Source organism: Pseudoflavonifractor sp. 524-17, assembly GCF_009935845.1.
Taxonomy (GTDB): domain Bacteria; phylum Bacillota; class Clostridia; order Oscillospirales; family Oscillospiraceae; genus Pseudoflavonifractor_A.
In genome coordinates, this window is the sequence record NZ_QWEK01000022.1 from 63,554 (window position 1) to 80,585 (window position 17,032).

Sequence of the window (17,032 nt, forward strand, 5' to 3'; positions counted from 1 at the left end):
AGCTGGAGCCGGCCTTCCGACCGGCCCCAGCCGTTTACAGGTTACAAATTGGAAGGGAACATCCGGTTTTACGCAGCGGCGCTGGCGCTGCCGGCGGTGAGGTGCTCCAGGAAGAAGTCGCTGCCGGCATTGATGGCGTCTTTCAGCGCGGACAGGTCGCCGGAGAACACGTTGAAGGTGTGGTCGCAGTTTTCGATCGTGTAGACGGCGGAGTCCTCGTTGGTGGAGGCGGCCACGATCTGGTCGGCGTTCTCAGGGGTCACTGTGGTGTCAGCCAGACCCTGGATGGCCAGGATGGGCCCCTTGATCTTGGCCACTTCCGCGGCCTTATCGGTGTTCAGGCTCTCCTCAAACCAGCGAACGCCCAGGGGCAGGGGATCCCGCCAATCAAAGGTCAGCTCCACGGAGCCCTCCTTCTTGGCAGTCTCGTAGGCGGCGTCATAGTCCTCAAAGAAGCTCGCGCCGGTCAGACGCATGGCGCCCGCCCAGGTGACCACGGCCTTGAAGGTATCGGGATAAGCGGCGGCGGCCAGCAGGGCGTTGGTGCCGCCCTGGCTCCAGCCCTGGATGCCCAGGCTGTCCCCGTCCACCATCTCCAGGCCGGCCAGGTAGTCCGCGGCGGCCTTGGCGTCGATGTTGGCGGAGGTGTAGCAGTAGTCGCTGTAGCTGGCGGTGGACTCGCCGCTGCCCATAAAGTCAATGCGCAGGGTGGCGATGCCCTTTTCCGCCATGATGGGGGCGGCGGTGGCATAGCCCATGCCGGCCTCGTCCCGGTTGGAGCCGGTGCCGTGGAGCATAACCACGCCGGGAACCTTAGCGTCCTTGGAGGCGGAGGCGGGGAGGGTCAGGGTGCCGGGGATGGTGTGGGCGGGGATGCCGTCGGTCTCGGGAACCTCGATGGAGACGGTGGTCTCCACAAAGGCGGGCTCCTCAGGCTTCTCAGGCTCCTCAGGCTTTTCGGCCAGGGCGGAGAAGTTCACCAGAATCTGGGCCAGCTCAGCGCGCTGGGCGGTGCCGGTGGGGTTCAGATTGCCATTGCTGCCGGAGATGATTTTCACGGAAACGGCGATGGCTACGCTGTCCTTCGCCCAGGAGGCGATCTGGTCGGCGTCATTATAGACGGACAGGTCGGCGACGTCATGGGCCACGCCGTTGGCCACGGCGTAGTCGGCGAAGACCTTGGCCAGCTCCTGGCGGGTCATCTCCCGGTCGCCGCCGAACTGGCCCTTGCCCACGCCGGTGGTCAGGCCCTCGTCCTCGGCCCAGGCGGCTGCGTTGGCGTACCACTTGCCGTCCACATCAGAGAAGGTGGCCTTGTCCGCTACGGCGGGATTGCCGGCCATATTGTACAGGGTCTGATAGACCATGCCCCGGGTAACGGTGGTGGAGGGGCTGAACCCCTTGCCGGTGCCGGCCATCAGGTTGTTTTCCAGCACGAACTTGACGGCGGCGGCGTACCAGGCGTTCTCCGCCACGTCGTCAGGCAGCGTGACAACAGGGGCCTCTGGGCCGGGAGCGGCCTCGGTGTTGATGGTGATGCGGCCCTCGGTCTCGCCGTAGCGGCTGGCGGAGATCACGCCGCCCAGCTCCTGCTGGGTGTAGTTCACCAGGGCCTCGTCCAGCAGCAGGCCGGTCTTCTCCACGGTCTTGCCGGCAAACACGCCGTAGGTGTCGCCGCCGGCGGCGGTGAAGTCGTTGGTGGCCACGGTGTACTCAGCGGCCAGATCCACGTCCTTGCCATTGATCTTCAGGCCGGTGACGCGGGCGCCGGGGTTGGCGGGGGCATAATAGGTGGAGCCGGCGTACTGCTCGCCCTGCTCATAGGGGACACTGGTGTTGATGGTAAAGGTCATGCCCGCCACCTGGGGGAAGGCGCCGATGGCGTCGGGTGTGGTGCAGGTAGCAGCCTCCAGCGCCTCCAGCAGCTCGGCGCCGGTGACGGTAATGGTGGCCACCTCATTGCCGAAGGGGAAAACGGTATTCATGGTCTTCATGGAGATCTCGCCGGCCTCGATGGAGGCGCGGATGCCGCCGCCGTTGGTCAGGGCCACATCCACCTTGTCCTCACCGTAGTACTCCCGGGCGGCCCACAGCAGGGCGTCGGCGGCGAAGTTGCCCAGGTTGGTCTCCTGGGTGCGCACGCCGGGATCCCGCTCGCCGTTGAGCAGAATTTCCGTGGAGCCGAAGGTGACAGAGAGGGCCTCTTCCACGGCGTCGTTGGTCTGGGTAATCTGGGCCAGCAGTTCCTCGTCCTCGCCGGTGTAGTCCCGGATAACGGTTTTGATTTCCTTGCCGTCCTCGCCGGTGCTGGTCTCGGTGGTGGAACCCAGCAGGCCGGCGGTGAAGGTCTTGCCGTCGTAGACCACCACGCCGATGTGATTCAGATACTCGCCGGTGGACACCAGCAAAGTGCCGTTGATGGTCTTGCCGCCGTCAATGACGGTGTGGGAGTGGCCGTCGATGAACAGGTCGATGCCGCTGACCTTCTCCAGCAGGTCGGTGGAGCGGTTGCCAACGCTCTCGTCGCTGACGCCCAGGTGGCCCAGGGCAATGATCACGTCGCAGCCGTCCTTCTTCAGGGCGTCCACCTGGGCCTGAGCGGCGTCAAACATCTCCTGGCCGGCCAGGAACTTGGTGCCCTTCACCTTGTCGGGATGGGCCTTGGTGGCGGCCTCGGGGGTGTCCAGGCCGAACACGCCCACCTTCACGCCGTCAAAGGTAAAGACCTTGCTGGCGGCGAACATGGGCTCGCCGTTCTCAGCGTTGAGCACGTTGGCGGCCAGAACGGGGAAGTCCGCATCCTTGAAGATGGTCTTCAGGTTCTCGGTGCCCCAGTCAAACTCATGGTTGCCGGGACACATGGCGTCATAGCCCGCGGCGTTCATGAACTGGATGGCGGCGGCGCCCTGCTCCAGGTTGACCAGGGGGGTGCCCTGGACCGCGTCGCCGGCGGACAGCAGGAGCACATCGGCCCCTGCGGCCTCAAAGTCCTTCTTCAGCTGGGACACGGAGGCGGTGGTGTACACCCCCTCCAGATCCCGGCCATGGGTGTCGTTGGTATGGATAATGACCAGCTTGCCCTCCATGCTGTCGCCAGCGGCGGGCACCTCCACTGCCAGGGCGGGGGTGACAAGCCCAACGGCCATCACCAGCGCCACAAACAGCGAAAGCAGTTTGTTTGTGCGTTTCATTCAGACATTCCACCTTTCTTCTCGCTGGGCCTGGGCAGAACACCCAAGCTTCGATACCTTAATAGTAACAAAATGGTTACGAGAATACAAGTATGCCGCCCGAAATTTTTAAAAAATTTGTAGGCAAATCTGTTAAAAGAAGGACAGCTGCCGGTCTGGGGCGTTCCGGGCGGCGGCGGAGGTGATGTGATCCATCTGATAGAGCAGGCCCAGAGCGCTGCACCGCCGGGTGAACATCTCCCACAGCCTGGCCGCCTGGGGGCTGGCGCACCAGTAGCGCCTCCCAAAGCGCCGCCGGTAGCGCTCCGCCAGGCCCCGGCCGGGGAACGCCTCCTCCAGCCGGGCCAGGAAATACTCCCGCTGCCCCTCCCGCATGGTTATGCCAAAGGCGGGATAGACAAACTTCGCCCCCGCTTTGGCCGCGGCTTCCACAATGGAGCCTATGTTTTCCTCCCCATCCTCCAGAAAGGGGAGCACCGGCATCAGCAGAATGCCGGCGAAGATGCCCGCGGCGCTGAGCGCCTCCACCGCCGCCAGCCGCCGCCGGGGCGCGGGGGCACGGGGCTCAATCCGGGCGGCCAGACCCTCGTCCAGCGTGGTGATGGTGACGCAGCACACCGCCGGGGAGTGGCCGCGAATAAAACGGAGCACATCGATGTCCCGGACAATGAGATCGCTCTTTGTGGCGATGACCGCACCGAACTGATAGGCGTCCAGCAGCTCCAGGGCGTGCCGGGTGAGCTGGAGCTCCTCCTCAAAGGGGTTATAGGGATCGCTCATGGAGCCCATCCCCGCCAGGCCGGGGCGGATCTTCCGCCGCAGCTCGTGATTCAGAATGGACAGGGCGTCCGCCTTGGCCCGGACCTGATCAAAGCCGGGGATGTGGTAGCAGGCGCTCCGGCTGTCACAGTAGATGCAGCCGTGACAGCACCCCCGGTACAGGTTGATGGTGTGATCCGTGCCGAACCACTCGGTACTTTTGGTCCGGATAAGAATCTGCTTGGCCGGCAGGTATTCCACCCTGTCCCCCCCCTTTTCCCTCCGCAAGATAAATCATCGTGTACCACCCTGATTTTAGCACAAACTTTCCCCCGATTCAATTTGCTTTCCTCCCTTCAATTGACAAGGGGCTGTCTTGAATCAAGGGGCTGCCTGTGCTAAAATCTTAGCGTACAGTCAGGCAAAATGGGAGAGGAGGTCTGTTATGAGTATTACCCCATTATTCCACTGGAATTCAGCCGCCGCCAAGCGGGAACGCACTCCAAACATTCAGGAGAAGGCGGAGCGAACCGCTCAGGCCGCTATGACGGAGCGGTTTTCCGCCCAGGTAAAGGCTATGGCCAAGGCGGACGCCAAGCGGGGCGTCTATATGGACAAGGCGTATATCAACGCCAGCCTCGCCCACATGCGGGAGCACGTCTCCCCCGACCGCTCCGGCCCCATAGCCCAGACCACCGCCCTGATCCAGCGGGCCTTGCAGGAGAAGGACCCTTTGCTGGAGCTGCTGGACCGGCTGCTGGAGGGCGGCTCTGTGACGGCCCATGTGTCCCCCCTGGCCCAGACGGCGGAGATCCGCGCCCCCAGCGGGGAGATCATCGCCAGCTACAACAGCCTGGGCAGCGGATGGACGGAGATCCAGACAGCCGCGGAGAAAAAGTTTTTAAGCGAGTCGGCCACCGTGTACGCCAAGGCCTTTCAGGAGGCACGGGCGGAGATGAGAGCCGCCCAGGCCCAGCGTCCTGCCCCGGACGGCGGGCTGGAGCTCAGGGCATAGCGGCGCCCGGAAAATGCGTTGACGGGAAAAACACGATGTGCTACAATCAGACGATCCATTGGCCCCCTAAGGGCCGTTTCGCGTTTCCCCCTTACGCCGGGATACGGAACAGGCTCTAGGAGAAAGGAGTCGCGTCTATGTACTACATCGAAAGCCCCAGCCATGACCCCCACTTTAACCTGGCTCTGGAACAGTATGTCTTTGACCGTCTGGACCGGAGCCAGGGGTACTTCATGCTGTGGCAGAACGACAACGCCATCATTGTAGGCAAGCACCAGAACACTACGGCGGAGATCAACGCTCCCTATGTGAAGGAGCGTCAGATCAGCGTGGTCCGGCGGCTGTCCGGCGGCGGCGCGGTGTATCACGACCTGGGCAATATCAACTTTACCTTCATCGCCGACGCCGGCGATGTGGCCAAGTTCGATTTTTCCACCTTCTGCCGCCCGGTGGTAAAGGCCCTGCGGAGCTTTGGCGTCCCCGCGGAGATCAACGGCCGCAACGACATGACTGTGGACGGCAAGAAATTCTCCGGCAACTCCCAGTACATGAAACACAATCGGGTGATGCACCACGGCACGATTATGTTCGACTCCGACCTGGAGGTGGTAGGCCAGGCCCTGGCGGTGTCCAAGGACAAAATCCAGTCCAAGGGACTGAAATCGGTGCGCAGCCGGGTGACCAATATCAAGCCCTACATCCAGGGAGACGTGTCCACTCAGGAATTTTTCCGCACCCTGCGGGACTTTATGTCTGAGGAGTACCAGCTCCAGCCCTATCCGCTGGCCCAGGCCGACCTGGAGGCGGTGCGCGCACTCCAGGCAGAGGTCTACGACAAATGGGAGTGGAATTTCGGCCGCTCGCCCGCTTTCCAGATTCAAAAGGAGCGCCGGGTGGAGGGCTGCGGCAAGCTGGAGGTCCACATGGATGTGGCCAAGGGGGGCGCCATCACCGCACTGGCCTTTTACGGTGACTATTTCGGAAACGGGGACAGCGCCGAGCTGGCCCAGCGCCTCACCGGCCAGCCGCTGGAGGAAAACGCCCTGCGCGCCGCCCTGGCGGACACCGACATCGGCCTGTACTTCAACAAAATGGATTTGGACACCTTCCTCTCCATTCTGCTCCAGTAAAACAGGGAAAACCGCCGGCGGCAGGAACATGCCGCCGGCGGTCTCGTGTTTACGGGGCAAAATAGCTGCCCACCGCGGTGAGGGTTTGGGCCAGATCCGCCCGGTAGTCCGGGCTGGCGGGGGTGAGGCTGTTGATGACCACGCCGTCGCTGCCGGGGCGGGCGGTGGCGTGGATATACCGCCCGCCGCCCAGGTAGAGGGCCACATGGCCGGGGAAGTAGAGCAGGTCCCCGACGTCCATGCGCGCCTGGGAGATGGGCCGGATGGGGAACCCCTCCTCTATGCGGGCGTCCCGAAAGATGGTGATGCCGTTGAGGAGGTAAGCCATGGCGGTCAGGCCGGAGCAGTCGATGCCCAGCGGGGATTTGCCCCCCCAGCGGTAGGGGGTTCCCAGATAGGACTGGGCCGTCCGGGCCAGGGCGGCGCGCAGGGCATTTTCCTCCCGGTAAGCGGGGGCGGTGTGGCGGGGCATGAGGAAGCCCGTCCTGACATAGCCCTCCCGGCCGTCACAGAGGACCACCTTCTGCCAGCCGGAGCCGTCCGCCTCCCCCTCCGGGGCCACCAGGGCCCCCCGGGTGAGGGTGTCCAGCACCCAGGCCTCGGTCTGGGGCCGGGCCAGCACGTCGCAGAACGCCCGGGAGACCGTCCGCTTGGGCAGCCCCTCCCAGTAGGCGGCCCAGGCGGCGCCGAAGCGCAGGGCCTCCGCCGGGGCGTAGCCGGTGTATCCGTAGGGCGTGCGCACCAGATACCAGCCGGAGCGGGTGTCCTCCAGCACCTCCACGGCATAGCCGCACAGCACCTCGTCAGCCCGCTCCCCCTGCCGGTGGGGCCGCAGCTGAAGGGGACAGACAGGCAGACGAATCAAAGCAGTCATGGTTACCTCCAACAACAAAAGACTTCCCTTTCCGGGAGAGAGGGGATATACTGGAAACAGCAGGCAGGAAAACGCGCAGAGGGGGATTTTTTATGGCAAAACAGCCCCGTCAGAAGTGGAAGCTGCTGGAGCTGCAACGGATTCTGCTGGAGCAGACGGACGAGGACCACGCCCTGTCCACCAAAAGGCTCATCGGGGCGCTGGCCCGCCGGGAGATCCGTGCGGAGCGCAAGAGCATTTACGACGACATGGCCACCCTGACGGAGTTTGGGCTGGACGTGCAGCGCACGGCAGGAAAGCACGGGGGCTGGTTTGTGGGGGAGCGCTCCTTCCAGCTGGCGGAGCTGAAGCTGCTGGTGGACGCGGTGCAGTCCAGCCGGTTCATCTCTGCAAAGAAGAGCCGGGCGCTGATCCAAAAGCTGGAGAAGCTGGCCAGCGTCCACCAGGCTCGCTCCCTCCAGCGGCAGGTCTACGTGGCCGGCCGGGCCAAGACCATGAACGAGAGCGTCTACTACACCATTGACCAGCTCCATGCCGCCCTGTCCGTCAAACGGGCGGTGTCCTTCCGCTACTTTGAGTATAGTGTGAAAAAGGAGAAGGTATTCCGCCGGGAGGGCAGGCCCTATCTCGTGTCCCCTTACGGGCTGATCTGGGACAATGAGAGCTACTACCTGGCGGGCTACGACCACGAGAAGGAGGACATGCGCCACTACCGGGTGGACAAGATGGCCGACCTCACCATCACCGCCCAGCCCCGGCGCGGGGAGGCGCTGGGGGCGGAGATGGACACGGCGGCCTATGGCCAAAAGCACTTCGGCATGTTCAGCGGCCGGGAGGGGCAGATCCGCCTGCGGTGCGAAAACCGGCTGGTGGGGGTGGTGCTGGACCGCTTCGGACAGGAGGTCATGCTCATCCCCGACGGGGCGGAGCACTTCACTGTCACTGTCCAGGCAGTGGTGAGTCCCCAGTTTCTGGGCTGGCTCTTCGGCCTGGGGGAGGGGGTCTCCCTGCTGGGCCCCAGCTGGGCGGTGGACCAGTGGCGGGGCCAGCTGGACGCCCTGTGGCGGCGGGAGGGGATTTTTCCGGAACAGCGGAAGGAATAACCCCGCTACAGCGCCATGGCGTAATAGCGGCAGCAGGCCACGGTGTGAAAGCCCACACCGGTGTACAGGTGCAGGGCGTTCTCATTTTCCACGCTGACGTCCAGGAAGATGGACGCGCAGCTCTCTTGGGCCAGCGCCAGGGCCTGGGTCAGAACAGACCGGCCAATCCCCCGGCCCTGGAGGGCGGGGGCCACACACAAGGCGCACAGGCACAGCCCCTCCGGCTGGCGGCGGAGGACAATCTGCCCCACCAGGACGCCCTCCAGCCGGGCGGTGTAAAAACCGCTGTCCGGGTCGTCCAAAAAGGCCTGGGCCATGTGGCGGGCCTGGGCCGGGGTGTCGCCAAAGGCGGCCCCCGAGAGCACCGCCAGGGCCTCCAGCTCCTCCAGGCGGGCGGGGGCCAGGACCACAGGGCAGGCGGGGGCGGGAATGACGCCCCTGTGCTCCAGGGTGAGCTCGGTCTGGCGCAGGGGCAGCTTCCACCGGTCCGCCACCCCTTGTCCGCTGGCGCATACCGGCTCGTGGCAGAAAAGAACCTCTTTGATTCCAAAGGGGGCTATGGCCGCCCGGGCCGCCCGCCACAGGGCGGAGAAGAGCCCCCGGCGGCGGAACTCGGGATGGACCAGGGCGGTGGCCTCGGCGCAGCCGGCATCTGGGTCAAAGAGCCCCAGCGCACCCACCAGCGCACCGTCCCGGACCGCCAGGAAGAGATGGTCCATGCCGGGCTGGGCGCTCAGGGCGGTTTCAGGAGCCACCCCCTGCCGGAAGGGCTCCAGCCGGCGGCAGACCTCCTCCAGCTGCCCCAGGGGCCCGGCCCACTCCGGCGGAAGGGCAATATAACGTTTTATTTCAAACTTTACCGTCTCTATGTGGATGGCAATCACCTCCTTTGCCCCGCGGCTACTGCCAGGTTTTCCACACATCGGGACAATAGCCCACGGTGGCCTGCTTTCCGTTGCGGACAATGGGGGTTTTTAAGAGCGCCGGATTGTCCAGCAGCTTTTCCAGCTTATCGCTGTCATAGGCCAGATAGGCAATCAAAGCGGCGTCCGGGTGGCGCTCGTCCACCAGGGCGGCCAGACCCACCGCGTTTTTCACGCTGGCCAGCTCCCCCCGGCTGATGCCGTATTTCAGCAGGTCAACGGCCTGGAACTTCACCCGGCGCTCCTTGAAGTAGCGCTGGGCCTTTTTTGTGTCAAAGCACTTGGATTTCCCGAAAATTTGGATGTTCAAGGTCACTCCTCCTCTCCCAAATAGCAAAAGCGGGGAACAGGGGTTCCCTCCCGCTCCACGGTTTCGCTCCACATGGCGGCGGGGCGTACCCAATAGCCCCCCTCTCCGTAGAGGGCCTGATAGACCACCATCCACTCCCCGCTCTCCGAGTGGCGGGCGGTAAAGAGCACCCGGTATTCCCCTCCCTTGAAATGGCGGTAGCGCCCCGGCCGTATGCTGCAAGCCTTCATTCCACGACCTCCTTCTATTGGAATTTCTCGTATTCAGCCCGGACGAGAACGGGAACCCTGACGGTCCCCTTTCACACGGTCCTTCCCTCGGAACCCTTCGGATTTCGCATGATTCAACGCTCTGGCATTATAACATAGACCGTCTCAGTTGAGAAGAGGGCAGGGACAAAACTGCGCCATGCGGGGTGAGAAAAGCACCGGCGGCGTGTATAAAGGGAGGACAAGCTGGGCAAGCTGTGAGGGAGAGGCCGGGCAAAAGCAACTGTTTCGAAATAAGAAAGAAAATTTTGGTATACATTTCGCAAAAACCATGGTATAGTATACTTAATACATTATGCAACGGGCTGTGGACGGCCTGCGGCATACTGATTTGGCTTTATGCGCGGAACCGCGCTTTTGATAAGGCAAGACAGGATTTGCATCACGTGGGTTGGACGGAACAGATTGGTTTTTTTCCGGCGAGGCAGGGCCGGAAAGAGCGGGAATCTCCGCCCTTGGTTTGGTGCGCCCACGCAAAACCGTGTCTTTGGTTCCCGTCCCCAGAGGGCGGGGCCGTTTACATACCCATTTACCAACCAAACACAAAATAAAAAGGAGTGTCTTTTCATTTCATGGCAGAAAAACTGAAAATTATTTCTCTGGGCGGTCTGAACGAGATCGGGAAGAACCTAACCGTCTATGAGTATGGCGGCGAGATGATCGTGGTGGACGCAGGCATGGGCTTCCCTGACGACGATATGTATGGCATTGATGTGGTCATCCCTGACTTTACCTACCTGATTAAAAATCAGGAGAAGATTAAGGGCATTTTCCTCACCCACGGGCATGAGGATCACATCGGCTCCATCCCCTATCTGCTGCGCAGCGTCAACGTCCCCATCTACGCCACCCGGATGACCGCGGGCCTGGTGAAGCTCAAGCTGGAGGAGCACCACCTCCTGGAGCGCACCAAGCTCATCACCTGCGAGGCGGGAGAGGTGGTTAAAACCGGCAAGTTCAGCGTGGAGTTTATCCACGTGAACCACTCTATTGCCGACGCGGTGGCCTTTGCCATCAAAACCCCCATCGGTACGGTGGTCCACACCGGCGACTTCAAGATCGACACCACCCCCATCCAGGGCGGAATGACCGACCTGGCCCGGCTGGGGGAGCTGGGCAAAAAGGGCGTGCTGGCCCTGCTGTGCGACTCCACCAATGTGGAGCGGCCGGGCTTCACCCGCAGTGAGCGGTGCGTGGGCGCCTCCTTCGACACCCTGTTCCGCAGCTGTGAGAGCCGCATTATCGTCACCACCTTCGCCTCCAACGTAGACCGCATCCAGCAGATCATCAGCGTGGCGGCCAAGTACGGCCGCAAGGTGGCCGTCACCGGGCGGAGCATGGAAAACGCCATGAAGGTGTCGGTGGAGCTGGGATATATGAGCATTCCCGAGGGCGTGCTGGTGGATATCAACCATATCAAGAGCCTGCCCAACAACAAGGTATGCATTATCACCACCGGCAGCCAGGGGGAGACCATGTCCGCCCTCACCCGGATGGCTTTCTCCACCCACAAGCAGGTGGATATCCGGGCCGGGGACCGGGTGATTATCTCCGCCAGCGCCATTCCCGGCAATGAGAACGCGGTGGGCAGCGTCATCAACGAGCTCTACCGCAAGGACGCCGAGGTGGTCAACGAGCGGCTGGGCCAGCTCCACGTGTCCGGCCACGCCTGCCAGGAGGAGCTGAAAATCATTCACGCCCTGGTCAAACCCAAATTTTTCATCCCCGTCCATGGGGAGCAGCGCCACCTGAAGACCCACTCCAGGCTGGCTCAGGATATGGGGATGGATCCCCGGCGCATTATCATCAGCGACATTGGCAAGGTCATTGAGCTGACCCAAAACAGCGCCAAAATCAACGGCACAGTTCCGGCAGGCCGGGTCTTTGTGGACGGCTACGGCGTGGGCGATGTGGGCAGCGTGGTACTTCGGGATCGAAAGCATCTGGCGGAAGACGGCGTCATTGTGGCGGTGCTCTCCCTGTCCGGACAGGACGGGGGCCTCATCTCCGGCCCGGATATCATCACCCGGGGCTTTGTGTACGTGAAGGAGTCCGAGGGGCTGATGGACGAGCTGCGCCGGGTGGCGCTGGAGGCGGTGGATGCCTGCCAGCGGGAGTGCTGCACCGACTGGGCGGCCATCAAGGCGGAGATCAAAAACGCTCTTTCTACCTTCCTCTACAAAAAGACAAAACGAAACCCCATGATCCTGCCTGTTATCATGGAAGTATAAAAAAACACGCGCCCTCCAGTCTTGGAGGGCGCGTATTTTTTGCCGCTCTACATAGACGCCTTGAGAATGGCCTTGATCTCCTCCGGGGTAAGGACCTTGTAGCCCCCCTCGGTAATAAAGGAGCCCTTAGTGATGCCGTCCAGCATGTCTTCCGTCACACCCAGCTCGCGGATGTTCATCACCAGACCCAGCTCTCTCATCCACGCCTCCATGCGGTCCAGGCCCTCGCCGGCCACCGCCTCGTCGCTCTTGCCGGCGGGATCCACGTCCCAGACGCTGACGGCGAAGCGCTTGAACTTCGCCAGGCCGTAAGGGCAGACAAAGCGGTAGTAGGCCATGGAAATGGCGGAGAGGGTCATGCCGTGGGTGGCGTCGGTGTAGCCGCCGATGGACTGCCCGATCATATGGACCATCCAGTCGGCGGACTTGCCCTGGGCGATGAAGGAGTTCAGCGCCCAGGCGGCGGTCCACATAATGTTGCTGCGCGCCTCATAGTCCTCCGGGTTTTTCAGGGCAATGCGGCTGCTGTGGATCAGGGAGCGCATCAGCCCCTCCATGACGTAATCCGAGGTATTGTCGTCGCTGTTGGAGAAGTACTGCTCGGTGATGTGGTTCATAATATCGTAGATACCCGCCACCATCTGGTATTGGGGCAGGGTATAGGTGAGCTTGGGATTGAGAATGGAAAATTTGGGGAAGACATTGTCCCCAAAGACGTGGACAATTTTCAGCTTGGAGTCATTGTTGGTGATCACCGCGCCGCCGTTCATCTCCGAGCCGGTGCCCGCCATGGTGAGCACACAGCCCACTGGAATAATCCGGTTGTCCACATCCTCCATGCGCAGGTAGTACTTCTCCCAGGGGTCCTCCTCGCACCAGGCGGACACCGACACCGCCTTGGCATAATCGCATACCGAGCCGCCGCCTACGGCGAGAATCAGATCAATCTTGTGCTCCCTGGCCACCTTGCAGCCCTCGTAGAGCTTCTCCGTGGTGGGGTTGGGCATGACGCCGGGGAGCTCAAAAACCTGCTTGCCGCTCTCCTTGAGAATGGCGGTGATCTGGCTGTACAGGCCCGATTTCTTGATAGAGCCGCCGCCGTAGGTGAGCATGACATTTGGGCCGTACTTGGCCAGTTCGTCCCCCAGGTTGTCCAGGGCGTTTTCACCAAAGTACAAACGGGTGGGATTGCAGTACATCAGATTGCCTAACATGATTTGTCCGCCTCCAAGTTCTAAATATCTATTCCGAACCGCCGAAGGGCGTGCAGAATCAAACGAAAAAGCCCTGGAACCATAACCGGCTCCAGGGCAATCCTGTTGGCAGCGGATGAAGGATTCGAACCCTCACATACAGAGTCAGAGTCTGCTGTGCTACCCTTACACAAATCCGCTAACTGTCTCGCGCTCTCAAGTGCAGAATTCATTATAACAGAATAAAAAGAAAAGTCAAGAGGAAAAGCGGATTTTTTTAAGATTTTTCCTGGGGCCCGGCGGCAGGCCGTCCAGCCGGACCCAGGGAGATGGCTGGTTCAGCCCAGCCGGGTCATATCCTCAATGCCCACACAGCATAAAATCGCCTGGGCGTCGCTCTTGAGCCCGTGATCCCGGGTGATTGCGTCCATAATGGCGCTCCGGCTGCGCTGGGGCGTGACAATGGCCAGGATCTCCTTCTCCTCCTGGACGGAGATGCCCATGATCTCGTGGCTCTTGCCGTCGCCGGCCCAGCGGGCCCGGAGGACGGTGCCCCCCCGGGCGCCGGCGGCCTTGGCGGTGGCCATCACGGCGTCGGTGTACCCCTGGTTGACAATGGCCAGGATCAGGCTGTGCTGTATATCCATAGTGGTCTCTCCTATCGGTTCATCAAAGGATTCCAGACTGGCGAGGGCGCCGGCGAAGATACCGCTCACCGCGGTGAGCGGGAGGGAAAAGAGAATGCCCTTGGCGTGGATGTGGTCGGTGAGGCTGCTCTTGAGCAGCTGGAACAGCCGGCGGGCGGAGGGTCCGGTGGCCAGGGAGAAGAGAATGTCCCGCTCCGGGGTTCCGATGCCCAAAATATCCAGCAGCTCAGAGGAGGCGGTGCCCCGGCCCACTGTCTGCCACAGGGCCCGGAGCTGGTGCTGCTGGGAGAGAAAGAGCCGCCGCACCTGGGCTCCCTGCCCCCGCTCCACAATGGTGACAATGAATTTCATGGGCTCAATGCGCTCACTCATGGGGGGAGGCCTCGCTTTCGTCAAAATAGAGGATGTAGTCGGATTGGGCCTGGATTACGGACAGCCGCGCCCGTTCCGCCCTGCCCCGGAGGGTACCCACCAGCCCCAGCACCTGGATGGTAATCAGTGGGGTCATCGCCACCATGGCCACAATGCCAAAGGCGTCGGTAAGAATGTCCCCGCCCAGGGCGTCGCAGGCCCCCATGGCTAAAGGGAGCAGAAAGGTGGAGGTCATGGGTCCGCTGGCCACACCGCCGGAGTCGAAGGCAATACCGGTAAAAATCTGGGGAACAAAGAAGGTCAGGGCCAGAGAGAGGGCATAGCCGGGGATGAGGAACCAGAACAGAGAGATCCCAGTCAAAATCCGCGCCATGGACAGGGAGACCGACAGCGCTACGCCGATGGACAGGCTGTGGCCGATGGCCTTCTGGGTAATGGATCCGTTGGAGACCTCCTCCACCTGCTTGGTAAGCACCTGCACCGCAGGCTCGGCCTTGACGATGTAGTAGCCTACCAAGGCGCCGATGGGGATGAGGATCCAGGGCTGGGCCCCTACCGCCAGAGAAGAGCCAATGAACTGTCCCGCAGGCATAAAGCCCACGTTGACCCCGGTGAGGAAGAGGACCAGGCCCATATAGGTATAGAGCAGTCCCACTGCGATCCGTTTGATCTGCTTCAGGTGGAACCGCTGGGTGAGCATCTGAAAGAGGAGGAACATGCCCACAATGGGCAGCACCGCAGTGAGCACCTCCCTGGCATAGACCGGCAGGGCCTGGAAAAACTCCGCCGCGGCCTGCCGGGTGGTGTGGAGTTCCGCCAAGGGGGCGGGGGTATAGCCGCCGCCGTCGGTGGGAAAGAAGACCCCCAGCAACAGCACCGACAAAATGGGCCCCACGGAGCACAGGGAGATCAGGCCGAAGGAGTCCACGCCGGAGTTTTTGTCGCTTCGCACCGCGGCCATACCGATGCCAAAAGCCATAATAAAGGGCACGGTAATGGGGCCGGTGGTGACGCCGCCGGAATCAAATGCGGTGGGAACAAAGGAGTCCGGCGCCAAGGCGGCCAGGAGGAAGACCGCCAGATAAGCAGCAATCAGGGTGTAGGACAGGGGGATTTTCAGCAGCATACGCAGCTCCGCCAGCACCAAAAAGAGCCCTACTCCGGCGGCCACCGCCCAGATCAGCGTGATATTGGGGATGGAGGGCACCTGCTGGGCCAGGACCTGGAGATCGGGCTCCGCCAGCGTCACCAGCAGGCCCAGAAAGAAGCAGGCCAGAATGGGCAGCCAAGGCCGGCGGAACTTGCTCAGCTCCACGCCGATCCCCTCGCCCATGGGGATCATGGACATATCCACGCCCAAGGTAAACAAGCCCATCCCCATTACCAGCTGAATCGCGCCAAACAAAAAGAGCACCAGTGTCCCCGGCGTCAGCGGGGCGAAGGAAATGCTCAATACCAACACAATTCCCGTAATCGGGAGAACAGAGGTGAGGGATTCATTGATTTTTTCCCGCAGGCGGTGATTCAAAATCACAGGCAGGCCCCCTTCCCAACGGACAAACAGGAAAAATAGACACTTATTGTTTTAAATGATAGCATAATTCCAGCTCCGGCGCAACAAAAGAATCTTTTGTCAAAAAAGCAGCAGCAACCGGCCGCCGGAGTATAAGATGGAAGTTCTTTTTGCTTCTTTTTCTTTCAAGAAAAAGAATGCCGGCCCAGCATGGCGAACCCGAAGCCGGTGCCGCATATACCGCCCACCAGGTGCATGAAGTTGGCCACGTTGTCCTTAATAAAGAGGATGGAGTATACCTCCTGCCCCAAATAGAGCACGGCCACCAAAATCAAGGTAACCGGCAGATATCCGCTGCGCATTCCTGCCAGGGAGGAGAGCATAATCAGCATAAAGACAATTCCGCTGGCCCCCAGCAGAGCGGTGCTGGGGAAGCAGGCGCATTGGAGCAAGCCGGATACCAGGGCGGTCAAGGCGATGCCCGCCAGGAGGGGGCGGCTTCCATACTTCTCCTCCAGGGGCGGGCCCACCACCAGCAGCAACAGCATATTGCCCATAAAATGCTCCACCCCGGCATGGCCCAGCACATGGCCAAACAGGCGGACAACGAAAAATGGGCCAATCGGCGACCGGTAGACGGAGCATAGGTTGGCTGTCACCCAGCCGCTGGTGACCCGGTCAAGCACCAATACTGCCAGGGACAGAAAAAAGAAGGTGAGAATTACGGGAGAATTGTAGTCCAGTCGTTTCCGCTTCATAGAGTACCCCTTTCAAACAGACGCTAAGAGGCTGTACCATTCACCAAGACACAGCGATTTGCACTGAGACGGGTGGCACCGCTTCTGGTACGCAAAAAGCAGTGTTCCCCCTGGGAAACACTGCTTTTTACTCCGATCACGTTTACACCAACTGAATAATCGCCATCTCGGCGGCGTCGCCGCGGCGGGGGCCGATCTTCACAACACGGGTGTAGCCGCCGTTGCGGTCAGCGTACTTGGGGCCGATCTCGTCAAACAGCTTCTTCGCCACATCCTCTTTGGTGAGGAAGGACAGGGCCTGACGGTAGGCGGCCAGATTGGCCTTTTTGGACAGGGTGATCATCTTCTCAGTCAGGGGCGCCACTTCCTTGGCGCGGCTCAGAGTAGTCTTAATCTGGCCATTCTCCAGCAGATAGGTGGTCATGGCGCGGAGCATGGCCATACGCTGATCAGTGGGACGGCCCAATTTACGGTATCCAGACATGTTGAGTCAACTCCTAACGGTATTTCGCACGGCGAAACCCAGTGTAAATTCGTCCGAAAGAGCCTTCGCTCCTTTGAGAAGTCCCTCGGCTTGCGCTAAGGCGCCCGATGGCGGCTCCGGGAGGGGACGTTACATGCCCCCGGACGGCTTCCCCTTCTTTTTCTTAGAAGAAAAAGAAGCAAAAAGAATTTTGGTCTCGCCACAGGGCGCCTCCCTTTTTGAGGATTTACGCCCGGTGACGATGGTCTGTGAAGTGCTTT

General features: G+C 61.5%; 15 protein-coding genes and 1 tRNA gene. 4 read left to right on the plus strand and 12 right to left on the minus strand.

The features are described from left to right. Positions 1-68: 68 nt before the first annotated feature. Both D1159_RS09805 and D1159_RS09810 read right to left on the minus strand, forming a co-directional pair. A complete protein-coding gene (locus tag D1159_RS09805) occupies positions 69-3,191 on the minus strand; it encodes an alpha/beta fold hydrolase (RefSeq protein ID WP_161845493.1) in 3,123 nt (1,040 codons plus the stop codon). Positions 3,192-3,323: 132 nt separating this feature from the next. Continuing rightward, positions 3,324-4,211: a radical SAM protein gene (locus D1159_RS09810; protein ID WP_161845494.1), complete on the minus strand. Its 888-nt coding sequence runs from the start codon at positions 4,209-4,211 to the stop codon at positions 3,324-3,326. Positions 4,212-4,395: 184 nt separating this feature from the next. On the opposite strand from D1159_RS09810, the gene D1159_RS09815 reads away from it, so the two are divergent. Next, positions 4,396-4,965, plus strand: a complete 570-nt coding sequence (locus D1159_RS09815) for a hypothetical protein (protein WP_161845495.1) — start codon at positions 4,396-4,398, stop codon at positions 4,963-4,965. A gap of 137 nt (positions 4,966-5,102) precedes the next feature. Beyond that, positions 5,103-6,095 (plus strand): lipoate--protein ligase, encoded by a 993-nt coding sequence (locus D1159_RS09820; protein ID WP_161845496.1) that lies wholly within the window; start codon positions 5,103-5,105, stop codon positions 6,093-6,095. A 49-nt stretch (positions 6,096-6,144) separates the two neighbouring features. Here D1159_RS09820 and D1159_RS09825 read toward each other — a convergent pair whose 3' ends face one another. Further along, a complete protein-coding gene (locus tag D1159_RS09825) occupies positions 6,145-6,969 on the minus strand; it encodes an SH3 domain-containing C40 family peptidase (RefSeq protein ID WP_161845497.1) in 825 nt (274 codons plus the stop codon). Positions 6,970-7,061: 92 nt separating this feature from the next. Between D1159_RS09825 and D1159_RS09830 the strand changes: the two genes are divergently transcribed. After that, on the plus strand, positions 7,062-8,072 hold the full coding sequence (locus D1159_RS09830) for a WYL domain-containing protein (protein ID WP_161845498.1): 1,011 nt from the start codon (positions 7,062-7,064) through the stop codon (positions 8,070-8,072). A 5-nt stretch (positions 8,073-8,077) separates the two neighbouring features. Here the strand turns inward: D1159_RS09830 and D1159_RS20020 are convergent, their stop codons facing one another. From D1159_RS20020 to D1159_RS09845, 3 genes are read right to left on the minus strand one after another with little or no spacing between them, the layout of a single operon-like run. Further along, the gene (locus D1159_RS20020; RefSeq protein WP_161845499.1) at positions 8,078-8,956 is read right to left on the minus strand and encodes a GNAT family N-acetyltransferase; all 879 of its coding nucleotides are present in this window, start codon (positions 8,954-8,956) and stop codon (positions 8,078-8,080) included. Between the two features lie 16 nt (positions 8,957-8,972). Further along, the gene (locus D1159_RS09840) at positions 8,973-9,305 is read right to left on the minus strand and encodes an ArsC/Spx/MgsR family protein (protein ID WP_161845500.1); all 333 of its coding nucleotides are present in this window, start codon (positions 9,303-9,305) and stop codon (positions 8,973-8,975) included. A 2-nt stretch (positions 9,306-9,307) separates the two neighbouring features. Next, complete coding sequence (locus D1159_RS09845) at positions 9,308-9,535, minus strand: DUF1653 domain-containing protein (protein WP_161845501.1); 228 nt, start codon at positions 9,533-9,535, stop codon at positions 9,308-9,310. 611 nt (positions 9,536-10,146) lie between these two features. Between D1159_RS09845 and D1159_RS09850 the strand changes: the two genes are divergently transcribed. Continuing rightward, complete coding sequence (locus D1159_RS09850; protein ID WP_161845502.1) at positions 10,147-11,805, plus strand: ribonuclease J; 1,659 nt, start codon at positions 10,147-10,149, stop codon at positions 11,803-11,805. Positions 11,806-11,852: 47 nt separating this feature from the next. Here D1159_RS09850 and D1159_RS09855 read toward each other — a convergent pair whose 3' ends face one another. The 6 genes from D1159_RS09855 to rplQ all read right to left on the minus strand — a co-directional run bounded on the left by D1159_RS09855 (position 11,853) and on the right by rplQ (position 16,772). Beyond that, complete coding sequence (locus D1159_RS09855) at positions 11,853-13,019, minus strand: iron-containing alcohol dehydrogenase (protein WP_161845503.1); 1,167 nt, start codon at positions 13,017-13,019, stop codon at positions 11,853-11,855. A 106-nt stretch (positions 13,020-13,125) separates the two neighbouring features. After that, positions 13,126-13,199, minus strand: a tRNA-Gln gene (locus D1159_RS09860). Positions 13,200-13,336: 137 nt separating this feature from the next. Next, positions 13,337-14,017, minus strand: a complete 681-nt coding sequence (locus tag D1159_RS09865; protein WP_161845504.1) for a hypothetical protein — start codon at positions 14,015-14,017, stop codon at positions 13,337-13,339. Then, a complete protein-coding gene (locus tag D1159_RS09870) occupies positions 14,010-15,551 on the minus strand; it encodes a DUF1538 domain-containing protein (RefSeq protein WP_347563667.1) in 1,542 nt (513 codons plus the stop codon). The genes D1159_RS09865 and D1159_RS09870 overlap by 8 nt, the downstream gene beginning before the upstream one ends. A 164-nt stretch (positions 15,552-15,715) precedes the next feature. Then, the gene (locus tag D1159_RS09875) at positions 15,716-16,288 is read right to left on the minus strand and encodes a rhomboid family intramembrane serine protease (protein ID WP_161845505.1); all 573 of its coding nucleotides are present in this window, start codon (positions 16,286-16,288) and stop codon (positions 15,716-15,718) included. Between the two features lie 142 nt (positions 16,289-16,430). Continuing rightward, positions 16,431-16,772 (minus strand): 50S ribosomal protein L17, encoded by a 342-nt coding sequence (rplQ, locus tag D1159_RS09880; RefSeq protein ID WP_161845506.1) that lies wholly within the window; start codon positions 16,770-16,772, stop codon positions 16,431-16,433. Positions 16,773-17,032: the final 260 nt, after the last annotated feature.